The organism is Pedobacter cryoconitis (genome assembly GCF_014200605.1).
GTDB lineage: Bacteria > Bacteroidota > Bacteroidia > Sphingobacteriales > Sphingobacteriaceae > Pedobacter > Pedobacter cryoconitis_B.
In genome coordinates this window covers 18,412-39,796 of the sequence record NZ_JACHCE010000014.1, presented here as the reverse complement: position 1 = coordinate 39,796, position 21,385 = coordinate 18,412, and the positions used below count along the sequence as shown (strand labels likewise).

General features: G+C 38.2%; 21 protein-coding genes. 7 read left to right on the top strand and 14 right to left on the bottom strand.

The features are described from left to right. Window positions 1-184: 184 nt before the first annotated feature. The 7 genes from HDE68_RS25975 to rpmB all read right to left on the bottom strand — a co-directional run bounded on the left by HDE68_RS25975 (window position 185) and on the right by rpmB (window position 5,953). Window positions 185-1,267 carry an Ldh family oxidoreductase gene (locus HDE68_RS25975; protein ID WP_183885585.1) on the bottom strand — a complete coding sequence of 361 codons (1,083 nt, stop codon included), beginning with the start codon at window positions 1,265-1,267 and terminating at the stop codon, window positions 185-187. Window positions 1,268-1,276: 9 nt separating this feature from the next. Further along, a complete protein-coding gene (bshC, locus tag HDE68_RS25970; protein WP_183885582.1) occupies window positions 1,277-2,863 on the bottom strand; it encodes a bacillithiol biosynthesis cysteine-adding enzyme BshC in 1,587 nt (528 codons plus the stop codon). A 46-nt stretch (window positions 2,864-2,909) separates the two neighbouring features. Continuing rightward, the gene (gene rimO, locus HDE68_RS25965; RefSeq protein ID WP_183885581.1) at window positions 2,910-4,244 is read right to left on the bottom strand and encodes a 30S ribosomal protein S12 methylthiotransferase RimO; all 1,335 of its coding nucleotides are present in this window, start codon (window positions 4,242-4,244) and stop codon (window positions 2,910-2,912) included. Between the two features lie 33 nt (window positions 4,245-4,277). Beyond that, window positions 4,278-5,240 carry a signal recognition particle-docking protein FtsY gene (gene ftsY / locus HDE68_RS25960; protein WP_183885579.1) on the bottom strand — a complete coding sequence of 321 codons (963 nt, stop codon included), beginning with the start codon at window positions 5,238-5,240 and terminating at the stop codon, window positions 4,278-4,280. 73 nt (window positions 5,241-5,313) lie between these two features. Further along, a complete protein-coding gene (locus HDE68_RS25955) occupies window positions 5,314-5,475 on the bottom strand; it encodes a DUF4295 domain-containing protein (RefSeq protein ID WP_082036098.1) in 162 nt (53 codons plus the stop codon). Between the two features lie 23 nt (window positions 5,476-5,498). After that, the gene (gene rpmG, locus HDE68_RS25950; RefSeq protein WP_008242799.1) at window positions 5,499-5,681 is read right to left on the bottom strand and encodes a 50S ribosomal protein L33; all 183 of its coding nucleotides are present in this window, start codon (window positions 5,679-5,681) and stop codon (window positions 5,499-5,501) included. 38 nt (window positions 5,682-5,719) lie between these two features. Beyond that, entirely contained in the window at window positions 5,720-5,953 is a 234-nt protein-coding gene (rpmB, locus tag HDE68_RS25945; RefSeq protein ID WP_037437638.1) for a 50S ribosomal protein L28, read from the bottom strand. A 294-nt stretch (window positions 5,954-6,247) separates the two neighbouring features. On the opposite strand from rpmB, the gene acs reads away from it, so the two are divergent. After that, on the top strand, window positions 6,248-8,143 hold the full coding sequence (gene acs, locus HDE68_RS25940) for an acetate--CoA ligase (protein ID WP_183885577.1): 1,896 nt from the start codon (window positions 6,248-6,250) through the stop codon (window positions 8,141-8,143). A 256-nt stretch (window positions 8,144-8,399) separates the two neighbouring features. Continuing rightward, window positions 8,400-8,585, top strand: coding sequence for a CsbD family protein (locus HDE68_RS25935; RefSeq protein ID WP_183885575.1), 186 nt, complete (start codon window positions 8,400-8,402; stop codon window positions 8,583-8,585). Between the two features lie 64 nt (window positions 8,586-8,649). Here the strand turns inward: HDE68_RS25935 and HDE68_RS25930 are convergent, their stop codons facing one another. After that, a complete protein-coding gene (locus tag HDE68_RS25930; protein WP_183885573.1) occupies window positions 8,650-11,583 on the bottom strand; it encodes a M16 family metallopeptidase in 2,934 nt (977 codons plus the stop codon). An 83-nt stretch (window positions 11,584-11,666) separates the two neighbouring features. Between HDE68_RS25930 and surE the strand changes: the two genes are divergently transcribed. The 3 genes from surE to lpxB are packed head-to-tail and all read left to right on the top strand — an operon-like array spanning window position 11,667 to window position 13,820. Beyond that, a complete protein-coding gene (surE, locus tag HDE68_RS25925) occupies window positions 11,667-12,446 on the top strand; it encodes a 5'/3'-nucleotidase SurE (RefSeq protein ID WP_183885571.1) in 780 nt (259 codons plus the stop codon). Further along, window positions 12,439-12,708 carry a stationary phase survival protein SurE gene (locus HDE68_RS25920; RefSeq protein ID WP_183885569.1) on the top strand — a complete coding sequence of 90 codons (270 nt, stop codon included), beginning with the start codon at window positions 12,439-12,441 and terminating at the stop codon, window positions 12,706-12,708. Before surE ends, HDE68_RS25920 begins: the two co-directional genes overlap by 8 nt. Then, on the top strand, window positions 12,705-13,820 hold the full coding sequence (gene lpxB, locus HDE68_RS25915; protein WP_183885567.1) for a lipid-A-disaccharide synthase: 1,116 nt from the start codon (window positions 12,705-12,707) through the stop codon (window positions 13,818-13,820). Before HDE68_RS25920 ends, lpxB begins: the two co-directional genes overlap by 4 nt. 51 nt (window positions 13,821-13,871) lie before the next feature. Here the strand turns inward: lpxB and HDE68_RS25910 are convergent, their stop codons facing one another. The 3 genes from HDE68_RS25910 to hxlB all read right to left on the bottom strand — a co-directional run bounded on the left by HDE68_RS25910 (window position 13,872) and on the right by hxlB (window position 15,698). Beyond that, window positions 13,872-14,243, bottom strand: a complete 372-nt coding sequence (locus HDE68_RS25910; protein ID WP_041887241.1) for a response regulator transcription factor — start codon at window positions 14,241-14,243, stop codon at window positions 13,872-13,874. Window positions 14,244-14,417: 174 nt separating this feature from the next. Further along, entirely contained in the window at window positions 14,418-15,050 is a 633-nt protein-coding gene (hxlA, locus tag HDE68_RS25905) for a 3-hexulose-6-phosphate synthase (protein WP_183885565.1), read from the bottom strand. Window positions 15,051-15,113: 63 nt separating this feature from the next. Beyond that, window positions 15,114-15,698 (bottom strand): 6-phospho-3-hexuloisomerase, encoded by a 585-nt coding sequence (hxlB, locus tag HDE68_RS25900; protein ID WP_183885563.1) that lies wholly within the window; start codon window positions 15,696-15,698, stop codon window positions 15,114-15,116. 187 nt (window positions 15,699-15,885) lie between these two features. Here hxlB and HDE68_RS25895 point away from each other — a divergent pair, with 187 nt between their 5' ends. After that, window positions 15,886-16,749, top strand: coding sequence for a helix-turn-helix domain-containing protein (locus HDE68_RS25895; RefSeq protein ID WP_183885561.1), 864 nt, complete (start codon window positions 15,886-15,888; stop codon window positions 16,747-16,749). A gap of 52 nt (window positions 16,750-16,801) precedes the next feature. Continuing rightward, window positions 16,802-18,574 carry a DUF885 domain-containing protein gene (locus tag HDE68_RS25890; RefSeq protein ID WP_183885559.1) on the top strand — a complete coding sequence of 591 codons (1,773 nt, stop codon included), beginning with the start codon at window positions 16,802-16,804 and terminating at the stop codon, window positions 18,572-18,574. Window positions 18,575-18,593: 19 nt separating this feature from the next. Here HDE68_RS25890 and HDE68_RS25885 read toward each other — a convergent pair whose 3' ends face one another. From HDE68_RS25885 to HDE68_RS25875, 3 genes are all read right to left on the bottom strand, one after another. Continuing rightward, window positions 18,594-18,857, bottom strand: coding sequence for a hypothetical protein (locus tag HDE68_RS25885; protein WP_183885557.1), 264 nt, complete (start codon window positions 18,855-18,857; stop codon window positions 18,594-18,596). A gap of 16 nt (window positions 18,858-18,873) precedes the next feature. Further along, complete coding sequence (locus HDE68_RS25880) at window positions 18,874-19,233, bottom strand: PleD family two-component system response regulator (protein ID WP_183885555.1); 360 nt, start codon at window positions 19,231-19,233, stop codon at window positions 18,874-18,876. Window positions 19,234-19,376: 143 nt separating this feature from the next. After that, window positions 19,377-21,338, bottom strand: coding sequence for an OmpA family protein (locus tag HDE68_RS25875; RefSeq protein ID WP_183885553.1), 1,962 nt, complete (start codon window positions 21,336-21,338; stop codon window positions 19,377-19,379). Window positions 21,339-21,385: the final 47 nt, after the last annotated feature.

Here is a 21,385-nt window from a genome sequence, read left to right as displayed (position 1 = left end):
GGGCATCATTGATGAATAATGTAATGCGATTAACATAACATAGGGCGTCTCCCAAGTGGCGTAGGATTTGCAGGGGAGAAACTTATTTTAAAAAATACATGCTAATGTGAAGGCATAGCATAGCCGTTGCCCCGAAGGGCAAAAGGAAATGCAGCCTGAACATAGCATGTGTTTTTTAAAATCTTTAGATCCGGGGAATCCGGAGTTTATCGGCAAGTTCGTTTAGATCATTAACAACTGGTTCTACCAATGGGATACCTGATACTTTTCTTTCCTGTTCAAATGCATATTCCGGTTCGCCTGGTATAATTACTTTTTTATCAGGATCAACAGTTTTAGCACTTTGGAAACGCTCGATCCAATTATCCAGGTGATCTTTGAAATCTTTTGCCGGACGAAATCCATCAATGCGCATAGCACCAAGAAAGTGACCTAAGCCTTCGCCAACCGGATTTGCTGATGGTTCAAGGAAAGCAACAAATGGAGGTACCCAGGGGCCGTAATTGGCTCCTGAGAGTACTGCTGTTAATATATCAACAGTTGCACTCAACCCATAACCTTTATGACTGCCATGATCTTTATCACTACCCAAAGGAAGCAATGAACCTCCATTTTTTAATGCATTAGGATCAGTTGTCCCATTACCATCTTTATCCTGTGCCCAGCCATCCGGAATAGGCTGGTTTGCCCTTTGAGCAATTTCCAGTTTACCATTTGCAGCTGCCGCAGTGGCCATATCCACAACTACAGGAGGATATTTTCCTGCCGGAAATGCATAACACATTGGATTGGTTCCCAGTAACCGCTCATTGGCATAAGTAGGGGCGACTAAAGGGCTGGCATTAGTCATGCTAATTCCAATCATGTCTTTTTCTACAGCCATCAGGGCATGATAACCTGCAATACCGAAATGATTGGAGTTTTTTACCGCAACCCAGCCGCTGCCATAAGTTTCAGCTTTTTCTATCGCTATCTTCATTGCAAAGGGAGCGACTACCAGGCCAAGGCCAGCATCACCATCTATTGTTGCAGTTGTTGGAGTTTCATGTACGATCCTGATATTTGGTGTGGCATTAATCCTTTCTTTTTCCCAAAGACGTATATAGCCGCTCAGACGGGCTACACCATGTGAATCTATTCCTCTAAGATCAGAACGTATTAATACATCTGTCGCCAGATCTGCATCGGAAGGAGAACAGCCCATTTTCAAAAAAACACTTTTGGTGAAATTGCGTAAACGTGTTTCCGTAAAAGTATGAAAGATCATTTGAATGAGTTAAGCGTATAGAACCGTGAATTTATAATCGAGAGGTTTGAATGCAGCTAAGAGGTTTTCAATAAAATCATCACCATAAAGAATATACATAGGCGCAATATTAAGTACACGTTCCTGTAACACTCCGGATGGAAATAGTTTATTCTTCAGGGTATCTATTTGCTGCAGAGAAGTTGTATGTTTACGTTTTTCTGCTCTTAAAAGTTTCTTCTCAAGGTTAGTAACTAATTTCAGGGCTTTTGTTTTTGCAGCTTCCGCTGACATCGAAAGTGTTTTGTCTATTTTGTAAGAGTTTAATTTGATCTGGTCAAAAACGGCTCTTATTGCACGTTGCTCATCATCAAGACAAAGTGAATCACCAACATGTGCTTTGATCCATTGATTTTTTAATTGCTCATCAGTATTAAATAAAGTGATTGGGCTGATGTCAAGGATCTGCATTTTGCGGGCACTTCTATCGTCAATGACTAATGCTGAATTTCTCAGGATCAGAATAGGATAAGGAATATTGTAGAAGTCAAAATTAGCTTTTAACTGCAACCAGTAAGTTACTTCGGCCCCGCCACCTATATAGGCCAGGTTAGGCAAAATTAGTTCCTGGTACACCGGACGCATTACCACATTAGGGCTAAAACGCTCAGGATGATTATCGATTTCTTGTTTTAAAGTGTCTTTTGTAAAACTTATCTGTGTATTCAGTACTTTATATTCGCCGTTTTCTTCTACAATACGTTCACGGAGCTGATCATCCATATAAAAGAAATTAATTTCTCTTGGATTTACCTGTGGTTTATACCCTTTTTGCTCTAAACCGGCACTGCTTGAATTAATTTGAACAAAGCTGTTTTGTTCTACAATATCACGATATACAATAGGGGCAAACTGAGCTTTCAATGCTATATCGTCGGCATCAATACAGATCAGACCTTTTTTACCGAATAAGGTATCCACAAGCTCACGTGTGGCAGCAGAAAGGGTTTTGTTAGAAGTATATGCTTTTTCTACGATTTGTGAAAATTCAGTACCATTGTCACTGATACCCAGATAACCTTTATATCCAATAAGGGCATCAGTAATATCCTTAGTGGTTAATCTGCCTGTAGCACCCGCTGCTTTCTTATTCCATGTCAGCATTTTATCTTCTACTTTTACATGATTGATCTCTTCAAAATCATGATCTTCAGTAGCCATCCAATAGACTGGTACAAAGTTGAAATCCGGGAATTGCTGCTTGAGATCTGCCGCAAGCTTAATAGCTGTAACGATCTTATAGATAAAATACAGAGGGCCTGTAAATATATTTAGCTGATGACCTGTCGTTATGGTAAACGTACGGTCATCAGCTAATAAGTTGATATTTTCCTGAACTAATACAGAGGGACGCAGGTGTTTGTACTGCTCATGCAGACTGCTAACTAATAAGCTGCGGTCACCAGAATACTTCCGGTCGCCGATTGCTTTTTTAAAACCCTCTAAAGTAGGGGAGTACTTATAAAAAGACTCCAGGTTATCTTTTCCATCTATGTAATCCAATACAATGGATGAAAAAGCGTGTGTTTGCTGATAAGAGATGTACTTGGCCTGCATTGCTACGAAATTAAGTTAATAAACCATAATTCAGCAAAACGCAATATTATTTTACAATCTGTCCATATAGATCAAAATCTTCAGCACGGTCAATCGCTACATTTACGAAACTTCCATTTGCAGCATAACCTGTGTTTGCATCGATTAAGACCTCATTATCCACCTCAGGAGAGTCAAATTCAGTACGTCCAATAAAGAAATCACCTTCTTTGCGGTCAACCAGAACTTTATAGGTCTGGCCTACCTTATCCTGGTTGATTTCATAAGAGATTCCCTGCTGTACTTCCATGATTGCATCAACACGTTCTTGTTTTACTTCATCAGGTACATCATCTACCAGATTATGTGCATGGGTTTTTTCTTCATGTGAATAAGTGAAACAACCCAATCTGTCGAAGCGGGTATCTTCTACCCAACGCAGCATCTCTTCAAAGTCTTTTTCAGTTTCTCCTGGATAACCACATATAAGTGTAGTACGCATAGCAATTCCCGGAACCTTGTCTCTGATTTGATTAACGATGTCAATAGTCTTCTGCTTCGTGATTCCACGACGCATTGATTTCAACATGTTATCTGTGATGTGCTGTAAAGGCATATCCAGGTATTTACAAATATTCTCTCTTTCGTTCATCGCGTCCAGAATTTCCATTGGGAATCCTGAAGGATAAGCATATTGAAGCCTGATCCATTCAATACCATTGATATCAGAAAGGCGTCTTAACAGTTCATCCAGATTACGTTTTCCGTATATATCCAAACCATAATAAGTTAAGTCCTGAGCAATAAGAATCAGTTCTTTAGTACCGTTTGCGGCTAATATTTTAGCCTCTTTTACTAAGGCTTCCATTTCTGTAGATACGTGTTTTCCACGCATCAGAGGAATAGCGCAAAAAGAGCATGGGCGGTTACAGCCTTCTGCAATTTTAAAATAAGCAAAATGCGAAGGAGTAGTTAATAACCGCTCTCCAATCAGTTCATGCTTGTAATTTGCACCTAATGAATGTAATATGTTTTGTAAGTCGTTAGTGCCAAAAAAGGCGTCAACGTTTTTAATCTCTGATTCAAGTTCTGGCTTATAACGCTCCGAAAGACATCCCGTTACAATGACCTTACTGATTTTGCCTTCATCTTTTAATTGGCTGTACTGAAGAATAGTATCAATAGATTCCTGTTTTGCATTGTCGATAAAGCCGCAGGTATTGATTACAATAATGTCATCCTTATTGATTTCATTAGCTTCATGAACCACATTCAAGCTATTCCCTCTCAATTGGCCCATCAAAACCTCAGAATCGTAAATATTCTTGGAACAACCCAGTGTAATTACATTGATTTTTGGTTTTTTAACAGGGATAATTTTAGAAGTCGTTTTTGTGTTCATCTTGTATGTATATATATGCTTTAAACGGATTGCTTATTTAAACAATCCGTCAACAAAAGCTTTTTTATCAAATAATTGAAGGTCATTAACACCTTCACCAACCCCGATATATTTAACCGGAATTTTAAACTGGTCAGAGATACCAATCACAACACCGCCTTTAGCTGTGCCATCAAGTTTAGTAATTGCCAGTGCATTTACATCTGTTGCTTCTGTAAATTGTTTACACTGCTCAAATGCATTTTGTCCGGTTGATCCGTCCAGTACCAGTAAAATCTCATGTGGTGCATTAGGAATTACCTTTTCCATCACCTTTTTGATTTTACCAAGCTCGTTCATCAAACCGATTTTATTATGCAACCTTCCGGCGGTATCAATAATCACTACATCTTCACCGTTAGCGACAGCAGATTGTATGGTGTCAAACGCTACCGAAGCAGGGTCAGAACCCATTGCCTGGGCTACCACTCTGACATCAATACGCTCACCCCATAATTTAATCTGTTCAACAGCTGCGGCCCTGAAAGTATCAGCTGCACCCAATACCACTTTAAGCCCTTCGGCTTTAAGTTTATGTGCAAGCTTGCCAATGGTCGTAGTTTTACCCACACCATTCACACCAACTACCATGATTACATAGGGTTTATGATCACCATATTCGAAATTGCGGAAATCATTGCTGTTATTTTCAGCAAGTAAAAGCTGGATTTCATCACGGAGGATCAGATTCAATTCTGAAGTGGACAAATATTTATCTTTCGCCACTCTGTCCTGAATCCTTTCAATGATTTTCAGTGTAGTCGTTACACCGACATCAGAAGTAACCAGTACTTCCTCCAGATTATCCAGAACATCATCATCGACTGTTGATTTTCCGGCAACAGCCTTAGTGATTTTGTTAAGAAATCCGTTTTTAGTTTTCTCTAAACCTTTGTTTAATACTTCCTGAGCTTCAGGAGCAGTTTCCTTTTTCTTGAAAAAATCGAATAGTCCCATAGAAATGTAGATGAAAACAAAAAAAGCCCTCCCATAAATATAGGGACGGCTTTAATATCATTAAATATTAAAATTACTTGCCTTGTCCAGCAATAGCATCTTTAACGTGATCGTTATGAACGATAACTTCTTTGAAAGAATAAGCACCAGATTTTGGTGATTTAGTCATCGTAATAACTTTTGAATATTCTTTACCTTTACCCGTTTTAAGGGTTGCAACTACCTTTTTTGCCATGATCTAAATAGATTGGAAATGTATTACTTAATTTCTTTATGTACAGTTACTTTCTTCAATACCGGATTGAATTTTTTCAATTCTAATCTCTCAGTAGTATTTTTACGGTTTTTTGTAGAGATATATCTAGACATACCAGGCATGCCGCTAGTTTTATGCTCTGTACATTCTAGAATAACTTGTACTCTGTTACCTTTTTTTGCCATTTTATTAATAATTTAGTTGATTCACATCAACAATGTTTTTACAAAAATCCTTTTTTTACGAAACGGTTAATAGCTTCAGTAATACCAATTTTATTGATGGTTTTGATAGCTGAAGTAGAAACTTTCAGTGTTATCCAACGGTCTTCATCAGGAATATAAAATTTCTGAAGTTGTAAGTTGGGATAAAACTTACGTTTAGTTTTAACGTTTGAGTGAGAAACATTAAAACCACTCATAGCCTTTTTTCCGGTTAAATCACAAACTCTAGACATGCCTTTAATATATATTGTTAAATTGTTCTTCGCTTAATTTTTTAAGAGTGTGCAAATATCATGAAAATATTTGTAACGATCAAGAGTCCATGTGATTATTTTTCAAATTTTATAGATTCTTTGCTACTGCTCTTCGGGCAAAGATACATAAATACACCGTAAATACGAATCTTAAACGATTCATTGCGGTATTAAGCTGTATTCTAACAGACTGAAACAATTATTTTGCTATAATAATCTTTTAACTACCTTTCAAATAATTTATATTAGCTTAAAATTATCACCAAATATATTATGCAAATTAAATCTTTAGCCGAGTACGAGAAGACCTACAAGTTCAGTGTCGAGCAACCAGAAGAATTCTGGGCTGGAATAGCAGATAAATTTCTATGGAAAAAGAAATGGGATAAAGTATTATCCTGGAATTTTACTGATCCGCAGATTAAGTGGTTTGAGGGTGCAAAGTTAAATATTACCGAAAACTGCCTTGACCGTCACCTGGAAAAAAATGGTGATAAACCTGCAATTATCTGGGAATCGAATGATCCTGAAAAACCAAGTGTGACACTGACCTATAAAATTCTCCACGAACAGGTGTGCCGGTTTGCTAATGTGTTAAAGAAAAATGGTGTAAAAAAAGGCGATCGTATTTGTATTTACATGCCAATGGTGCCGGAGCTTGCAGTTGCAGTACTTGCCTGTGCACGTATAGGTGCAGTACACTCTGTTATATTCGGAGGTTTCTCTGCTAAATCAATAGCAGACAGAATTAATGATTCATCTTGTAAACTGGTTATTACCGCTGACGGATCTTTCCGTGGAAACAAACAAATTCAACTTAAAGAAGTCATCGATGATGCACTGATTGGTTGTCCTACCGTAGAGAAAGTGATTGTACTTACCCATACACGTACACCTGTTTCTATGTTAAAAGGCCGTGATCTGTGGTTTGAAGATGAGATTAAACTGGTAGATACAATTTGTCCTGCAGAGGAAATGGATGCAGAAGACATGCTGTTTATCTTATATACTTCTGGTTCTACCGGAAAACCAAAAGGTGTGGTACATACTGTGGGTGGTTATATGGTTTATGCAGGCTATACTTTTTCCAATGCATTCAACTACCAGCCAGACGAAGTATTTTTCTGTACGGCCGATATAGGCTGGATTACCGGACACTCCTATATAGTTTACGGCCCGCTCTCGCAAGGGGCAACGACTTTGATATTTGAAGGAATTCCTACATATCCTACACCATCAAGATTATGGGAAGTAGTAGAAAAACATAAGGTTAATATCCTTTATACCGCTCCAACTGCTATCCGTTCACTGATGAGTTTCGGTAAAGAGCCTTTAGAAGGAATAGATATGAGCAGTCTGCGTGTTTTAGGGTCTGTAGGTGAGCCTATCAATGAAGAAGCATGGCATTGGTTTGATGAAGAAGTAGGCCATAAAAATTGCCCTATTGTAGATACCTGGTGGCAAACGGAAACTGGCGGGTTAATGATTTCACCAATTGCTTTTGTGACCCCATTAAAGCCGGCTTGTGCAACTTTACCTTTACCAGGAGTTCAGCCTTTACTTGTGGATGAAAACGGGAAAGAGATTGAAGGAAATGGGGTAAACGGTAATCTTTGTATTAAATTCCCATGGCCAGGTATGCTGCGTACTACCTATGGTGATCACGAAAGATGTAAACAAACCTATTTCTCTACTTATCCTAATCTTTATTTTACGGGTGACGGATGTATGCGCGATGAAGATGGTTATTATAAAATCACAGGCAGAGTCGATGATGTAATCAATGTTTCAGGACATAGAATTGGCACAGCCGAAGTAGAAAATGCGATCAATATGCATGCAGGTGTGGTAGAAAGTGCTGTTGTAGGTTATCCGCATGAAGTAAAAGGACAGGGGATATATGCTTTCGTTATTTATCCAAAACTGCATGATGAGCCAGAACTGACTAAGAAGGATATTCTGCAAACTGTAACCCGTGTAATAGGTGCAATTGCAAAACCTGATAAGATCTTATTTGTAACCGGCCTGCCTAAAACACGTTCCGGAAAAATCATGCGCAGAATACTCCGTAAGATTGCTGAAGGGGAAATTTCAAATCTTGGAGATACCAGTACATTGTTAGACCCGGGAATTGTAGAAGAGATTATAGGTTCTGCTCAAAAGCTATAAGCTGATTGAATATAAAATAGTAATATGTGTAAGTTTGAATGACTTACACATATTATTGATAACCGGTTAGACATCAATTTTTCATTGCCACAACAGTCACCCCATTCGGGGTCTGATGACCCAAAATATATAATCAGATTTTCTGTTTATTAACAGAGCTGACTGGAATAAATTGGCTTTAAGACCATATATCTGCAAACAATTTTAAAATCCTGCTGTTCCTTATCGAGACAATCATTAATTTAAAACAAATACTATGGACAGTTTAGAATTAAAAGGAAAATGGAACGAGTTAAAAGGTAAAGTTAAGCAGGCATATGCAGATCTTACAGAAGATGACTTAAAACATGAAGAAGGTAAAGACGATGAGCTTTACGGAAAATTGCAGCAAAAGACTGGTAAAACCCGTGATGAAGTAATCACCTGGTTGAAATCGTTATAGTCCGATACATAAAAAAGGAGATGCTTTAAAGCATCTCCTTTCACATTAAATCACTCAGGTTAATTTAGTAACCAAAAATCTGCTCTAAAGTAAGCGTATTCAGTTTACCGAATTTTTCCATATCCTCGGTTTTTACTTTCTTATCAGAGGCTACTATACAATAATTATAAGGCTTGTTCGCTACATTGTTTGCGTGAAAAGCTTTAATATCATTAAAAGTTAAGGGCTGTAATCCTTTATATTCATCAATTCTTGAATCATGGTCAAGGCCTAATCTCTTATCTGCATAATAGCTGTTGATAATCGCTTTTTTAGTGATCCTTGAAGTTTCTAATGAGTTTAAAGTATTAGATTTTGAAGACTGAAAGTTCTTCTCAGATTCAGGTAAAACATTCAGCAGCTCATTCATTGCACCAACTGCATCATTCATTTTATCTGCCTGGCTGCCAACGTAAGCCATCATTGAATTATCTTTTTCTTTTTTATCAGGCGTAGAATAGAACGCATAAGTCGAATAAGCCAATGCTTTTGACTCTCTGATAGTCTGGAATACGATCGAGCCCATTCCGCCACCAAAATAACTGTTAAACAGGTTTACTTTAGCTACCTGCGCAGGGTCATATGTACCACTGTTTCTTATCCAGCGAATTTCAGATTGTACCATATCATAATTCGCAAAATAAACCAGATTTTCTTTATTATCAGTGTAAGTGAATTTAAGAGCAGGAGTTATTTCTGTGAATGATTTAGGTAAAACATGTATTTTTTCAATGTTTTTAGCAAAGGCATCAACAGTTTCCGGTCCATAATAATTGATTGAATGTTTGAAATCATTGATATGATGCAAAATATCCAGCAGCTGTGCAGAAGTTATCTGTTGTAATTCTTCGTTAGATAATACATAGTTGGTTGGGTTTTTAGGACCGTATTGCGCATAGCTCATCAATCCGGTAAGGATCGAGGCTTTATTTAGTTTTGCATTTTCCCTCGATTTAAGGATACTGCTTTTCATCTCTTTTAAAGCTTCTTCATTCGCTTTGCAATTTGCAAATACATGTTCCACTAAATTAACAGCTTGTTCAAAGTTTTCCTGTAGACCACTGATTTCAATAGTCATTACATCACTTTTAACAGATACTGAATAATTACAGGCAATATTATAGAACTGCTTGCTGATCTCTTCGGCTGAATATTTATCTGTACTTAAAAAAGTAAGGTACTTTGCTGCATAAGGCAATAATTTATTATTCCATGCACCCATTTCAAAACGATAGGTCAGACTGAAAATACTATTTTCTTTATTTTGAACAGTTACCACATCAGCAATACCAGCTTTACCAAAATTCAGATCTTTCTGATAATCCAGGAATTTTGCTTCAATAGGTTTTGAAGGAGTAGCTAATAAATTCTTAGTAAATGCAGAAGTTTCATTTGTATTGGTTTTAACCGGAGTAATTAGCGGTTTATCTACCTTCTGAATGTTTTTATCTTCTCCCTTATGTTTTAAAATAACAACATAATTGTCCTTAAAGAATTTATTTGCAAAATCAACTACTTCTTTCTTGCTGATTTTGGCCATATCATCAGGATTGCTCAATGACTTATCCCATTTTGTTGCACGGTTTAAGATAAACTCATTGGTAGCAGCTTCGACACGAAAGCCATTTTTATCAAAAGATTCCAGTAAATTCAATTTGTTGTTAGCGACAGTAGCTTTGATCAGGCTTTCATCGAAATCACCTTTCTTAAGTAAAGCAACCTGATCCAGTAATAATTTTTGTGCCTGATCCAAAGATTGACCTTGTTTAGGCTGTGCTGTCAGCATGAAAGTACCATAATCTTTCATTTGCTCATAATTTGCACGTGCACTTAATACTTTTTGTTGTTTATTTAAATTAATATCCATTAAACCAGCTTTACCATTGGTAAGAATGCTTGAAATCAGGTCAAGCATCATGCTCTCTTTTGTGCTTTCAGCAAATCCTCTGTAACCGATTTTCACCGACTCGGCACTTGGGCCATTAATATTTGCAGATTGAATTTTAGTTAATGGTTTTTCGGCTGCAGGATTATATAGTTCAAAAGGTTTGGCTTTCATAAAAGAGAAAGACTGATCAACCTTCTTAATCATTTCATCGGCCTTAAAGTCACCTGATAAAACGACAGCCATATTGTTAGGCACATAATACTTATTGTAATACTTGCGTATTTCTACCAGTGATGGATTTTTCAGATGTTCAATTGTTCCAATAGTAGTTTGCTGTCCATAATTGTGTGTCGGATACAGCAGGTCGTTCATTTTCTCTTCAACTTTCCAGGCGTCATTGTCAAGACCACGGTTTTTTTCTTCATAAACTGCTTCCAGTTCGGTGTGGAAAATACGGAATACCGGGTTGCGGAAGCGTTCAGACTGTAAGGCAAGAAATTTGTCTGTTGCATTAGATGGGAAATCTTCATTGTAAACAGTTTCTTCATACCAGGTATGTGCATTGGTAGATTGTCCGCCAATAGACTTCATCATTTTATCATACTCATTGGCGATAGAATAATTAGACGCTTCGTTAGAAGTTTTATCTATCTGGGCATAGATTTCTTTTCGTTTAGCGGGATCTGTTGTCGCATGATATTTCTCGTAAAGTGCTTCTATTTTATCTAATAATGGTTTCTCTTTAGCATAGTCCAGTGTTCCAAAACGATCTGTTCCTTTAAATAGAAGATGTTCCAGATAATGTGCAAGACCAGTAGAAGTGCGTGGATCAGTATTACTGCCAGCTCTTACCGCCATACGGAATTCAATACTTGGCTCTTTAGTGTTTTCTGAAAGAATTACAGTAAGTCCATTTTTAAGCGTATAAAACCGGGACTTTGTCGGGTCATTGGTGACATACTTATAGGTATATCCACCAGAAGAAGCAGTTTTCCATTGATATCCTACCTGCGCCATTAAAGACGATCCAGCGAGGATAAAGCAGGATACCAGAAATATATTTTTTTTCATGTTTAATAAGTTATGTTCAAATATACTATTTGAATTATGAGAAACTAGTTATATATATCCTATAATCTTGTACTTTTACTCCCATGAAGAAAGAGCAATCCAGACCCAATATTTTAGTAGTAAATGATGATGGTGTTACAGCACCTGGTATCAGGAATCTGATTGAAGCAGTTAAAGAATTTGGTAATGTTGTAGTTGTGGCACCAGATGGTCCGCAATCCGGTATGGGACATGCAATTACCATAGGAAAGCCGCTGCGTTTTGACAGGGTATATCTATATGAAGGCGTTGAGATGTATAAATGTTCAGGTACACCAGTAGACTGTGTGAAGCTGGCAGTAAATAGAATATTTAAAGGTAAAAAACCAGATCTGTGTGTTTCAGGTATCAATCATGGTTTAAACAATTCTATCAACGTGATTTATTCAGGAACAATGTCTGCTGCAGTAGAAGGTGCAATTGAAGGTATTCCTTCCATTGGTTTCTCTTTAGATGATTTCTCTGAAGAAGCTGATTTCAGTCACTGCCATAAATTTGTTAAAACGATTGTACGCCAGGTACTGGATCATGGTTTACCGCAGGCTACATTATTGAATGTCAATTTCCCAAAAGGAGCAGAGCTGAAAGGGATTAAAATCTGCAGACAGGCAAATGCGAAATGGGCAGAGGAATTTGACGAACGTAAAGATCCATACGGCCGTCCATATTACTGGTTATCGGGTGTGTTTCAGAATAATGACAAAGGAGAAGATACCGATGTTTGGGCATTGGAAAACGGTTTTGTTTCTGTTGTACCGGTTCAGTTTGACTTAACTGCGCATCATGCTATTCCAATATTAAACTCATGGACATTTAATGATTAAGAATATTAAAAACGATGTGTGGGTGGGTTTTGGAATCGGTGTATTTCTTCCGGGAGTACTGATTTCTATGGTGTGGTTTGTAATGCATCAGATCGCTTATCTGGCAAAAGCCGATTTATTATTGATTGGCTGTATTGCAGTAAACGCTTTGCTGCTGAAATACTTTTTTAAGGTTAACAAAGAAAATACAGGAAGAGGTATACTCGGTGCAACATTCATCTGGGGCATGCTCTTCTTTTTTTATAAACTATCACAATCATGAGATATTATCTTGTAGCAGGTGAAGCTTCCGGAGATCTCCATGGAGCCAATTTAATGAAGGCACTAAAGGCTCAGGACCCGCATGCTGAATTCAGATATTTTGGTGGCGATAAAATGAGAGCTGAAGGCGGAATGCTGGCGAAGCATTATGCTGACATGGCTTTCATGGGATTCACAGAAGTGTTGCTTAACCTGCGCACGATACTCCGGAATTTAAAAACCTGTAAAGATGATATTCAGGCTTATGCGCCTGATGTGCTGATCCTGATTGATTTTCCAGGCTTTAATTTAAAGATTGCCGGCTTTGGTAAGGAAAGTGGAATTAAAGTATGTTATTATATTTCCCCTAAAGTTTGGGCATGGAATCAGAAGCGCGTAATAAAGATTAAGAAAGTAGTCGATCGAATGTTTTGTATCCTCCCTTTTGAAGTTGGTTTCTATAAGGAGTGGGGGATGAAAGTAGATTATGTTGGGAATCCTTTACTGGATGAAAAAGCATCTTTCGTTCCTGATCCTGCTTTCTGTGATCAACAGGGGTTAAGCAGTGCTCATCAAATTATAGCCTTGCTTCCAGGCAGCCGTAAACAAGAAATAGAACGGCTTTTACCGGCAATGCTGAGTGTGACTGAACAATTTCCTGATCAGCAATTTGTTATAGCAGCAGCCCCGGGGTTTCCGGTAGTATATTATCAGCAGTTTATTGGTGCGAAAAATGTAAAACTTGTTTTCGGGAAAACATATGATCTGTTAAATGTAGCTACAGCCGCAATTGTTGCTTCAGGTACTGCAACTCTGGAAACAGCTCTTTTCCATGTTCCGCAAGTAGTGGTTTATAAGGGAGGTGCAATTTCTATTGCGATTGCAAGAATGCTGGTGAAGATCAGATTTATATCTCTTGTCAATCTGATTATGGACAAAGAGGTTGTTGTAGAGCTGATTCAGCAGGATTGTAATACCCTAAATATTACAGATAATCTTTCAAGGCTTATTGAAGGCCCATGGAGAGAAGTTATGTTAGAAAATTATGCTGATTTATCAGTAGTAATGGGAGAGCCGGGGGCTTCGGCCAGAACGGCGTCACTAATTTCAGACTATTTAAAAAGTCAGTCTTAATTTAGCTGAATGTCTGCCTTATTTGATTAGGGCAGACATCCAGCTTATATTTTAGGCCGTTTTTTTAACCAGCAGGTTGTTGATCCTTTTAACCACATCATCCAGGTCAAATGGCTTACTGATATAATCATCAGCACAAGCCTGCGTGCTCATTTGTTTACTTCTTGGATTTGCAGACATCACAATTACAGGGATATGTTTAGTGAACATATCATTCTTAAGATCATCGCAAATTTCAATTCCATTCCCGTCAGGTAACATTACATCGATAATAAACAGATCAGGCAAAGAATCCCTTAGTTTGCTTTTCAGTTCACTAACAGACGAAGAAAGCTGTAATTCATAACCCTCATCCTTTAATAAATATTCAATGATATACCTGATATCACTGTCGTCTTCGAGTACGTGTATCCTTTTGATCATAATTAATTATGTTTGGCTAATTATTTGTTCAGAGTTATTATCAAATAGTGTTCCATAATAGGTCTAAATAAGGATGTCGGGTTAAATATTACATAATGATGTGTAAGATTTTTTTGTTAAAATAAAAAAGGCAAGCCAGCGATACTGACTTGCCTTTTCTGTAAAATGTTTTAATTATACAGCATCAATAGCTTCGCGTAATGCTTTTGCTGCTGCTGCAGGATCTTCAGCGCCATAAATAGCAGCACCAGCTACTGCAACAGTTGCACCTGCTTTAATTACAGCAGTAATATTGTTAATATTTACACCACCGGCTATTGAAACAGGTACACCAGCACGTGCAGCTTCGTCAATTAAAACCTGGATTGAATATCCTTCAGTCCACTGCTCATCTAAACCAGCGTGTAATTCTACAAATTCAGCGCCTAATTTAGTAACTTCCTGAGCGCGTTTAACACGGTCAGCAACACCGATTGTATCTACAACTACACCTTTACCATGTGCTTTAGCTGCTTTAATTGCACCTGCAATCGTTGCATCACCCGCAGCACCTAAAACAGTTACTAAATCAGCACCAGCTTTAAAAGCGATATCAGCTTCTAATTCGCCGGCATCCATAGTTTTTAAATCAGCAAACACTAATTTATCAGGATGTGCCTGTTTCATTGCAGTTACTACTGCAATACCTTCGTTCTTAATTAGTGGGGTACCCAATTCAATGATATCAATATAAGGAGCAATTTTAGCAGCCAGTGCTAAAGCTTCTTTCGTAGTTAATAAATCTATTGCGACTTGTAATTTTGCCATTTGTTTGTTTTTATAATGAGTAATTATTTAAATCAATTATTTATTGAATGCCGTCATACTGTGTTATTCCAGATTGGCGTGTCTTTTCCATAGCTCTTGGGCAGCAGTACCATCCACTGCCCACATTGTCTGAAAAATAGCATCAGTGAGTAATAACAAGGCCTGTTCAAATAAACTGCCTGCATATTGTTCAGAAATGGTTTTCCCATGATCTTGTTTTTGAGCAGCCGGAATAACTAGTGTTAGTGCCGCTAATCTGGCTAGTGCAGAATCTGTAGTGGTAGAAAAAGCAATAACTTCTGCGCCAGAGGACACCGCTTTTTCTGCTGCTTTCACAATCGTACTGGTTGTCCCGGAACCAGAACCGGCAATCAGGAGATCCCCTTTTCTAATAGCTGGCGTGGTTGTTTCTCCGGCAACGAATACAGTGAACCCAAAATGCATTAAACGCATGGCTGCAGCTTTCAAAGCTAAACCAGTACGTCCGGCGCCTATAATGAATAAACGGTCTGCCTGGTGTAAATAAGGAATAACAGCTGCAAGCTGAATGAAATCAATCTGCTCTGCTAATTTTTGATTTTCTTCTAAAATCAATTTTAGGTTTGTCTTTAAACTGTTGGCCTGCTGATTTATGTTTGCGCTGTTCATCTCTCTTTTTGTCTGCGCCAAAGGTAGCCGGGAGAAGAAGGCGCTACGTTATACTATATGCGCATAGTATGGGACTATTTGGAAACGCAGGGTCTTCACAGCTTTATTCATAACATATATTAATATCTTTGGCAATTATACCTGAACCGGAGGAAATCAGGGTTTAACAGCAAAGGACAATCAGCAGATGGAAGAAAATACGAGCGTTGGATTAGAAAAATCATTGATTTATATCAGGAACCTTGAAAATTGTCCGCCCAGTTATCTGAATGATCCGGGCAGAAAGGACTTCTTCGAAATTGTCTGGCTGCAAAATGAGTTGCCCTTACATGCGGTTAAAGAAGATGTAAATCCGGGTAGAGGAGACTGGATTTATCTTATTCCGCCGTATCGTGTACATCAATTAAATAAAGCTGGTAAAAATGGTATTCTGTTATCTTTTAAAAGAGATTTTCTGGATGAAGAAGATAAAGAATTCTATCTCGACATCTTTAAGATTTTTAATATACAGGGCGAGTTTTCCTGCCTTCCTTTAAACCAGGAAAATGCCATTGAACTCAATAAGATTTATCAGTTACTGGATGAAGAATATAAAGAAAAGGGGAGTAGTTTTCTGATTTTAAAAGCATTATTAAAAGTCTTCTTATTAAAGCTGATCCGTATCAAGGAACATGTCTTTACTACTCAGGATGTAAATCAGAAAAGGGTATACGAGTTTATGATTTTGCTGGAAGAAAATTATCAGCTGGAAAGAAATGCTGATTTTTATGCAGGGGAATTGGGGCTGAGTGCCAAGCGCCTTAACCAGATCTTAAAAGATAAACTCGATAAAACAGCCATGCAGCTTATCCATGACAGGATTATTCTGGAAGCTAAAAGACAAATCATACACAGTGAGAATACCCTCAAAGAAATCGCTTATAACCTGAGTTTTACAGACCGGTCTTATTTCAGCAGATTTTTCAAAAAGCAAACAGGTGTTGCTCCTGAAGACTTTCAGAAACAGGCTAAAAGCCATATCGAATCCAGGTTTAATACCCTGATCGAATAGAACAAAGAACCTGATAAATATTTGTTAGCTTTATTTTCTAAACTCAGACTTTATGAAAAGAATGGCCTTTGCCCTCCTGTTTGTCAGTACAATTGTAGCTTGTAAACAAGAAGACAAAAAGAACAATAAGAATGCGCAATTTGGAAAACTCTGCGATCAGTATTATGAAGATTACTTAAAATTAAATCCTGTTTCTGCTACCTATGCAGGAGACGACAGGTATAATAGTGAGCTTCCAAATGATGGTTCTGTGGCCTATTTGAATACCGCTAAAAATTTCTACAAACAGTACCTGGACAGCCTGGGCAAATATAAACGGGAACAGCTGGGGGCCAATGATAAATTATCTTTTGACGTATTAAAAGATAATTTAGAAACAGGCCTTGAAGGATTAAAATATCATTTCGAATATCTGCCTTTTAATCAAATGACCGCGCTGCCTTTAACTATCGGTCAGTTAGGATCTGGTACAGGCGCACAGCCTTTCAAAACAGTTAAAGACTATGAAGACTGGTTAAAACGTGTCAATGCTTTCTCTGTCTGGGCTGATACGGCTATTGGGAATTTCAAAAAAGGGATTGCGGCAGGTATTGTTTTACCTAAAGCGCTGGTTGTGAAAATGTACCCGCAAATGCTGAGTATGGTCGTTACTGATCCGGCTAAGAGTTTGTTTTATAGTCCTGTTGAGCAGATGCCGAAAGGGTTTTCTGCTGCTGATCAAAAAAGACTGACTGAAGCTTACCGCAATACCATTCTGACAGTTATTGTCCCAACTTATAAAAAACTCGGGGAATTTCTGAAAAACGAATACCTGCCAAAAGCAAGGGCTACCTCTGGCTTCTCTTCTTTACCAGAGGGTACAGCGATGTATACTTACCTGGTAAAACAACAAACCACTACGACCAAAACACCAGAAGAAATATATCAGACAGGTTTAAAAGAAGTAGCAAGAATTCATTCTTTAATGGATAGTATTAAAAATACAACGGGGTTCAAAGGTGATTTGAAAGCATTCTTCGAATACATGAAAACTGATCCTAAGTTTATGCCTTATAAAACACCTGCCGAAATCCTTGCTGCATTTGACAATATTCATAAACGCATGGAACCAAACCTGAAAAAGATGTTCACCGTTGTGCCGAAAACACCATTTGAAATTCGTCAGACAGAAGCTTTCCGTGCAGAATCTGCAAGCGCAGAATATAACCAGGGATCTGCAGATGGCAAACGTCCGGGGGTTTTCTACGTACCTATTCTGGATGCTACAAAATTCAATACAACTTCGGGTATGGAATCATTATTCCTTCATGAAGCAATTCCAGGTCATCATTACCAGATTTCTTTGACCCAGGAAAATACTGAACTTCCTGAGTTCCGTCGTTTTGGGGCGCATAATGCCTATGTAGAAGGCTGGGCTTTATATTGTGAATCTTTAGGTAAAGAATTGGGCCTATATACAGATCCTTACCAGTATATGGGGGCATTGGGTGATGAAATGCACCGTGCTATCCGTCTTGTGGTAGATGTAGCTATACACACCAAAAATATGAGCAGAGCGCAGGCCATCAAATATATGATGGACAATGAAGCCATTAATGAACAAGGTGCAACAGCAGAAATTGAACGTTATATGGGGATGCCTGCACAAGCTTTAGGTTATAAGATCGGGGCGATGAAAATCCAGGAATTACGCAGCAGGTATGAAAAACAGCTGGGCACTAAATTTAATCTGGCAGAATTCCATCATCAGGTACTTAAAGACGGGTCATTACCACTTAATGTATTTGAAGCAAAAATGAACGACTGGGCAAAAACAGTGAAATAATCTTAATCTGTGATCAGGATTATATCCTGATCACAGACGAAGGGTGCCCGGTGCCAAGCTGATAGCCATGCGTAACCGGGTAGGATTTTTCAATTTCCGGCCCTATCAAAGAAGCAGAAATCAGGTCGTCAGGATTGGAGCGGAAAAGTACCGACCATTTTCCTGATGACCTGTTTTTGTATATTTCCAATATGCCTTTTTTATGTACTATCCTGAAAAGGTTAGGTGATAATCGTTTTACCTGTAAATTCTCGCCGTGAACTGAAATCTTATAATAAATCATAAAGGCATTTTTTGGTTTAAGCTAATTGATTTTCAATGCGCTTTAATAAATCGTCTAAATCAAATGGTTTACTGATAAAATCATCTGCAAAAGCCTCTTTACTACTTTCTTCGGCAGTAGCATGTGCAGAAATAATAATTACGGGAATATGTCTTGTGTCCAGGCTTTGTTTAAGTTTCCGGCATAACTGTATACCATTCCCATCCGGAAGTTTTACATCCATTAAGATCAGGTCAGGTAAAGTATTGAAAAGATTTATTTTGAATTCTCTGGCATTGGAAGCCACAGTAACATCAAATTCTGATTGTTGCAGGATATATTCTATAACATCGCGTATAGCTTCATCGTCCTCTATAATCTGAATCAGTTTTGACATGAGTAAGTATAAGATCTGTTGATTAACTATTAAACGGAAATCTTATACAACTTGTTGTATATAAGTGGAGAATTATTAAAATAATCAGTTTACGTTAAATGATTATTTTAAGTCCCCGGCAAAAACGGGGACTTAAAACGGTTTTATTGTTTAACAACTTTGAATTCTGTTCTTCTGTTTAGCTGATGCATCGCATCACTGCATTTTACACCATTTGCACAGCGGTTAAGTAAATGTGTTTCACCATAACCACGGCCTGTAACCCTTACCTTATCGATACCTCTTGAAATTATGTAGTCAACGGCAGCATTTGCCCTTTTCTGAGATAACCACTGATTATATTCATCTCTTCCTCTGCTGTCTGTATAAGAACTCAGTTCAATCGATATCGTCGCATTGGTTTTTAGCGTAGAAATGAGTTTATCCAGTTCTATTGCTGCATCAGGGCGAATAGCAGATTGGGCAAAATCATAATAAATATTCTCTATCCTGATGGGTTTGTTTAGTACCAGTGGCTCTAAGAACAAATCTTTGCGCAAGGTTTGAGAACTGTTTAAGTTCATTGTTGTGATGGAAGCCGCATCCGAACTGTAATTTGCTTTTTCACTTTTCAGGTTATAAGCTGATGCCTGATCAAGGTTGAATCTGAAAGTACCCTGATTAGCCGTTATTGCAGTTAAAGTGCCGCCACCTTGTTTATTCAGTGTAACTGTTACCCCATCAACCGGCAGATTAGTTTTACGGTCATATACTGTACCTTCCAGGTTAAAGTAAAGAATCATTTTGGCCGTAAAGCTGTAGATGTCATCGTTCCCAATCCCGCCAGGACGGTTGGAAGCCATAAAGCCTGTTCCTTTAAGATTTATGTTCAAAGCAAAATCGTCCTGTGGCGAATTAACAGGGTAGCCCATATTTACCGGTGTTCCCAAACCAGCTGCAGTTTGTCTGGCCTTATAAATATCCAGGCCACCCATTCCAATCAGGCCGTCACTGCTGAAATAGAAATTACCATCCGCAGCAGAAAAAGGATTTCTTTCATTTCCATTGGTGTTGACAGCTGTGATATTTACAGCATCTGCCCAGCTGCCATCTGCATTTTTAGCTGCACTGTAAATATCAGTTCCCCCTTTGCCACCAGGCATATCGGAAACAAAGTATAACGTATTTCCATCAGCAGAAATAGAAGGGTCACCAACAGACCACTCATTCACCTTATTGTATCTAAAAGGAACAGGTTTTCCCCAGGTTCCATTTGCATCTTTGGTACTGCTATAGATTTCAAGGTTTATAGTTGAAGGCTCACCTTTTTTGCGGATAATCTTTTTCGGGATCCTGGTTAAAGTGAAATATAGGGTATTTCCATCTGCAGTAAAACACGGCGCACCTATATGATAATTGGTTTCTGCGTTCAGGGCAAAGATATGGAGACTGTCATTCGCTGCTGCTTTTTGGTACAAACGGAAATATTCATTTCCTGTCCATCCATAATGGTTTGGATCAGGCAGTTTTGTTGTGCCGTCAAATTTTAAAAAGGGACGTGATTTGGAATTTTTCGTATCTGCTGGCAGGTCGCGGTCAGAAGTAAAAACAGTTCCATTCGGATCAGGTACTGCACCCCAGTCCGAACCTGTACTATTCAGACTTTTTTCATTTAAAAGTGTAACCGGTACAGGGTTTTTAATCCAGTATTGCGCAGAATCGCAGGATGCAAACCAGATTTGCTGCTGTGCTGCACTGACCTCAGGTTTCAGGCTTACATACTTTTGATAAGCAGTCTTAGCCTGCTCATATTTAGCATTACTCTGTAAAGCTTTTGCATAATACAAAGTGTTTTCAGGAGTGCTTTTGGGCATGGCCGAAGCAATAGCATACCAGTTTTCTGCCTGTGGATAATTGTCCACCAGACGATAAACTCCGGCCAGACGTTCAGCTGCATGCAGACTGGCTTTTTTATGATAAGCCTTTTGATATAGATCTATGGCTTTATTGTAATTAAATAATTCAAACTGGGTATCGGCCTCTTTGAGGACGTATTGTGCTTTTACCTTTACCGTAAATGTGAAAAGGAATAGGACTGTGAATATACCTGATTGGATTTTTTTCATGCTGTGATGGAATAGCTTTAGAATCTGTTTTTAATTAATTACCGTCT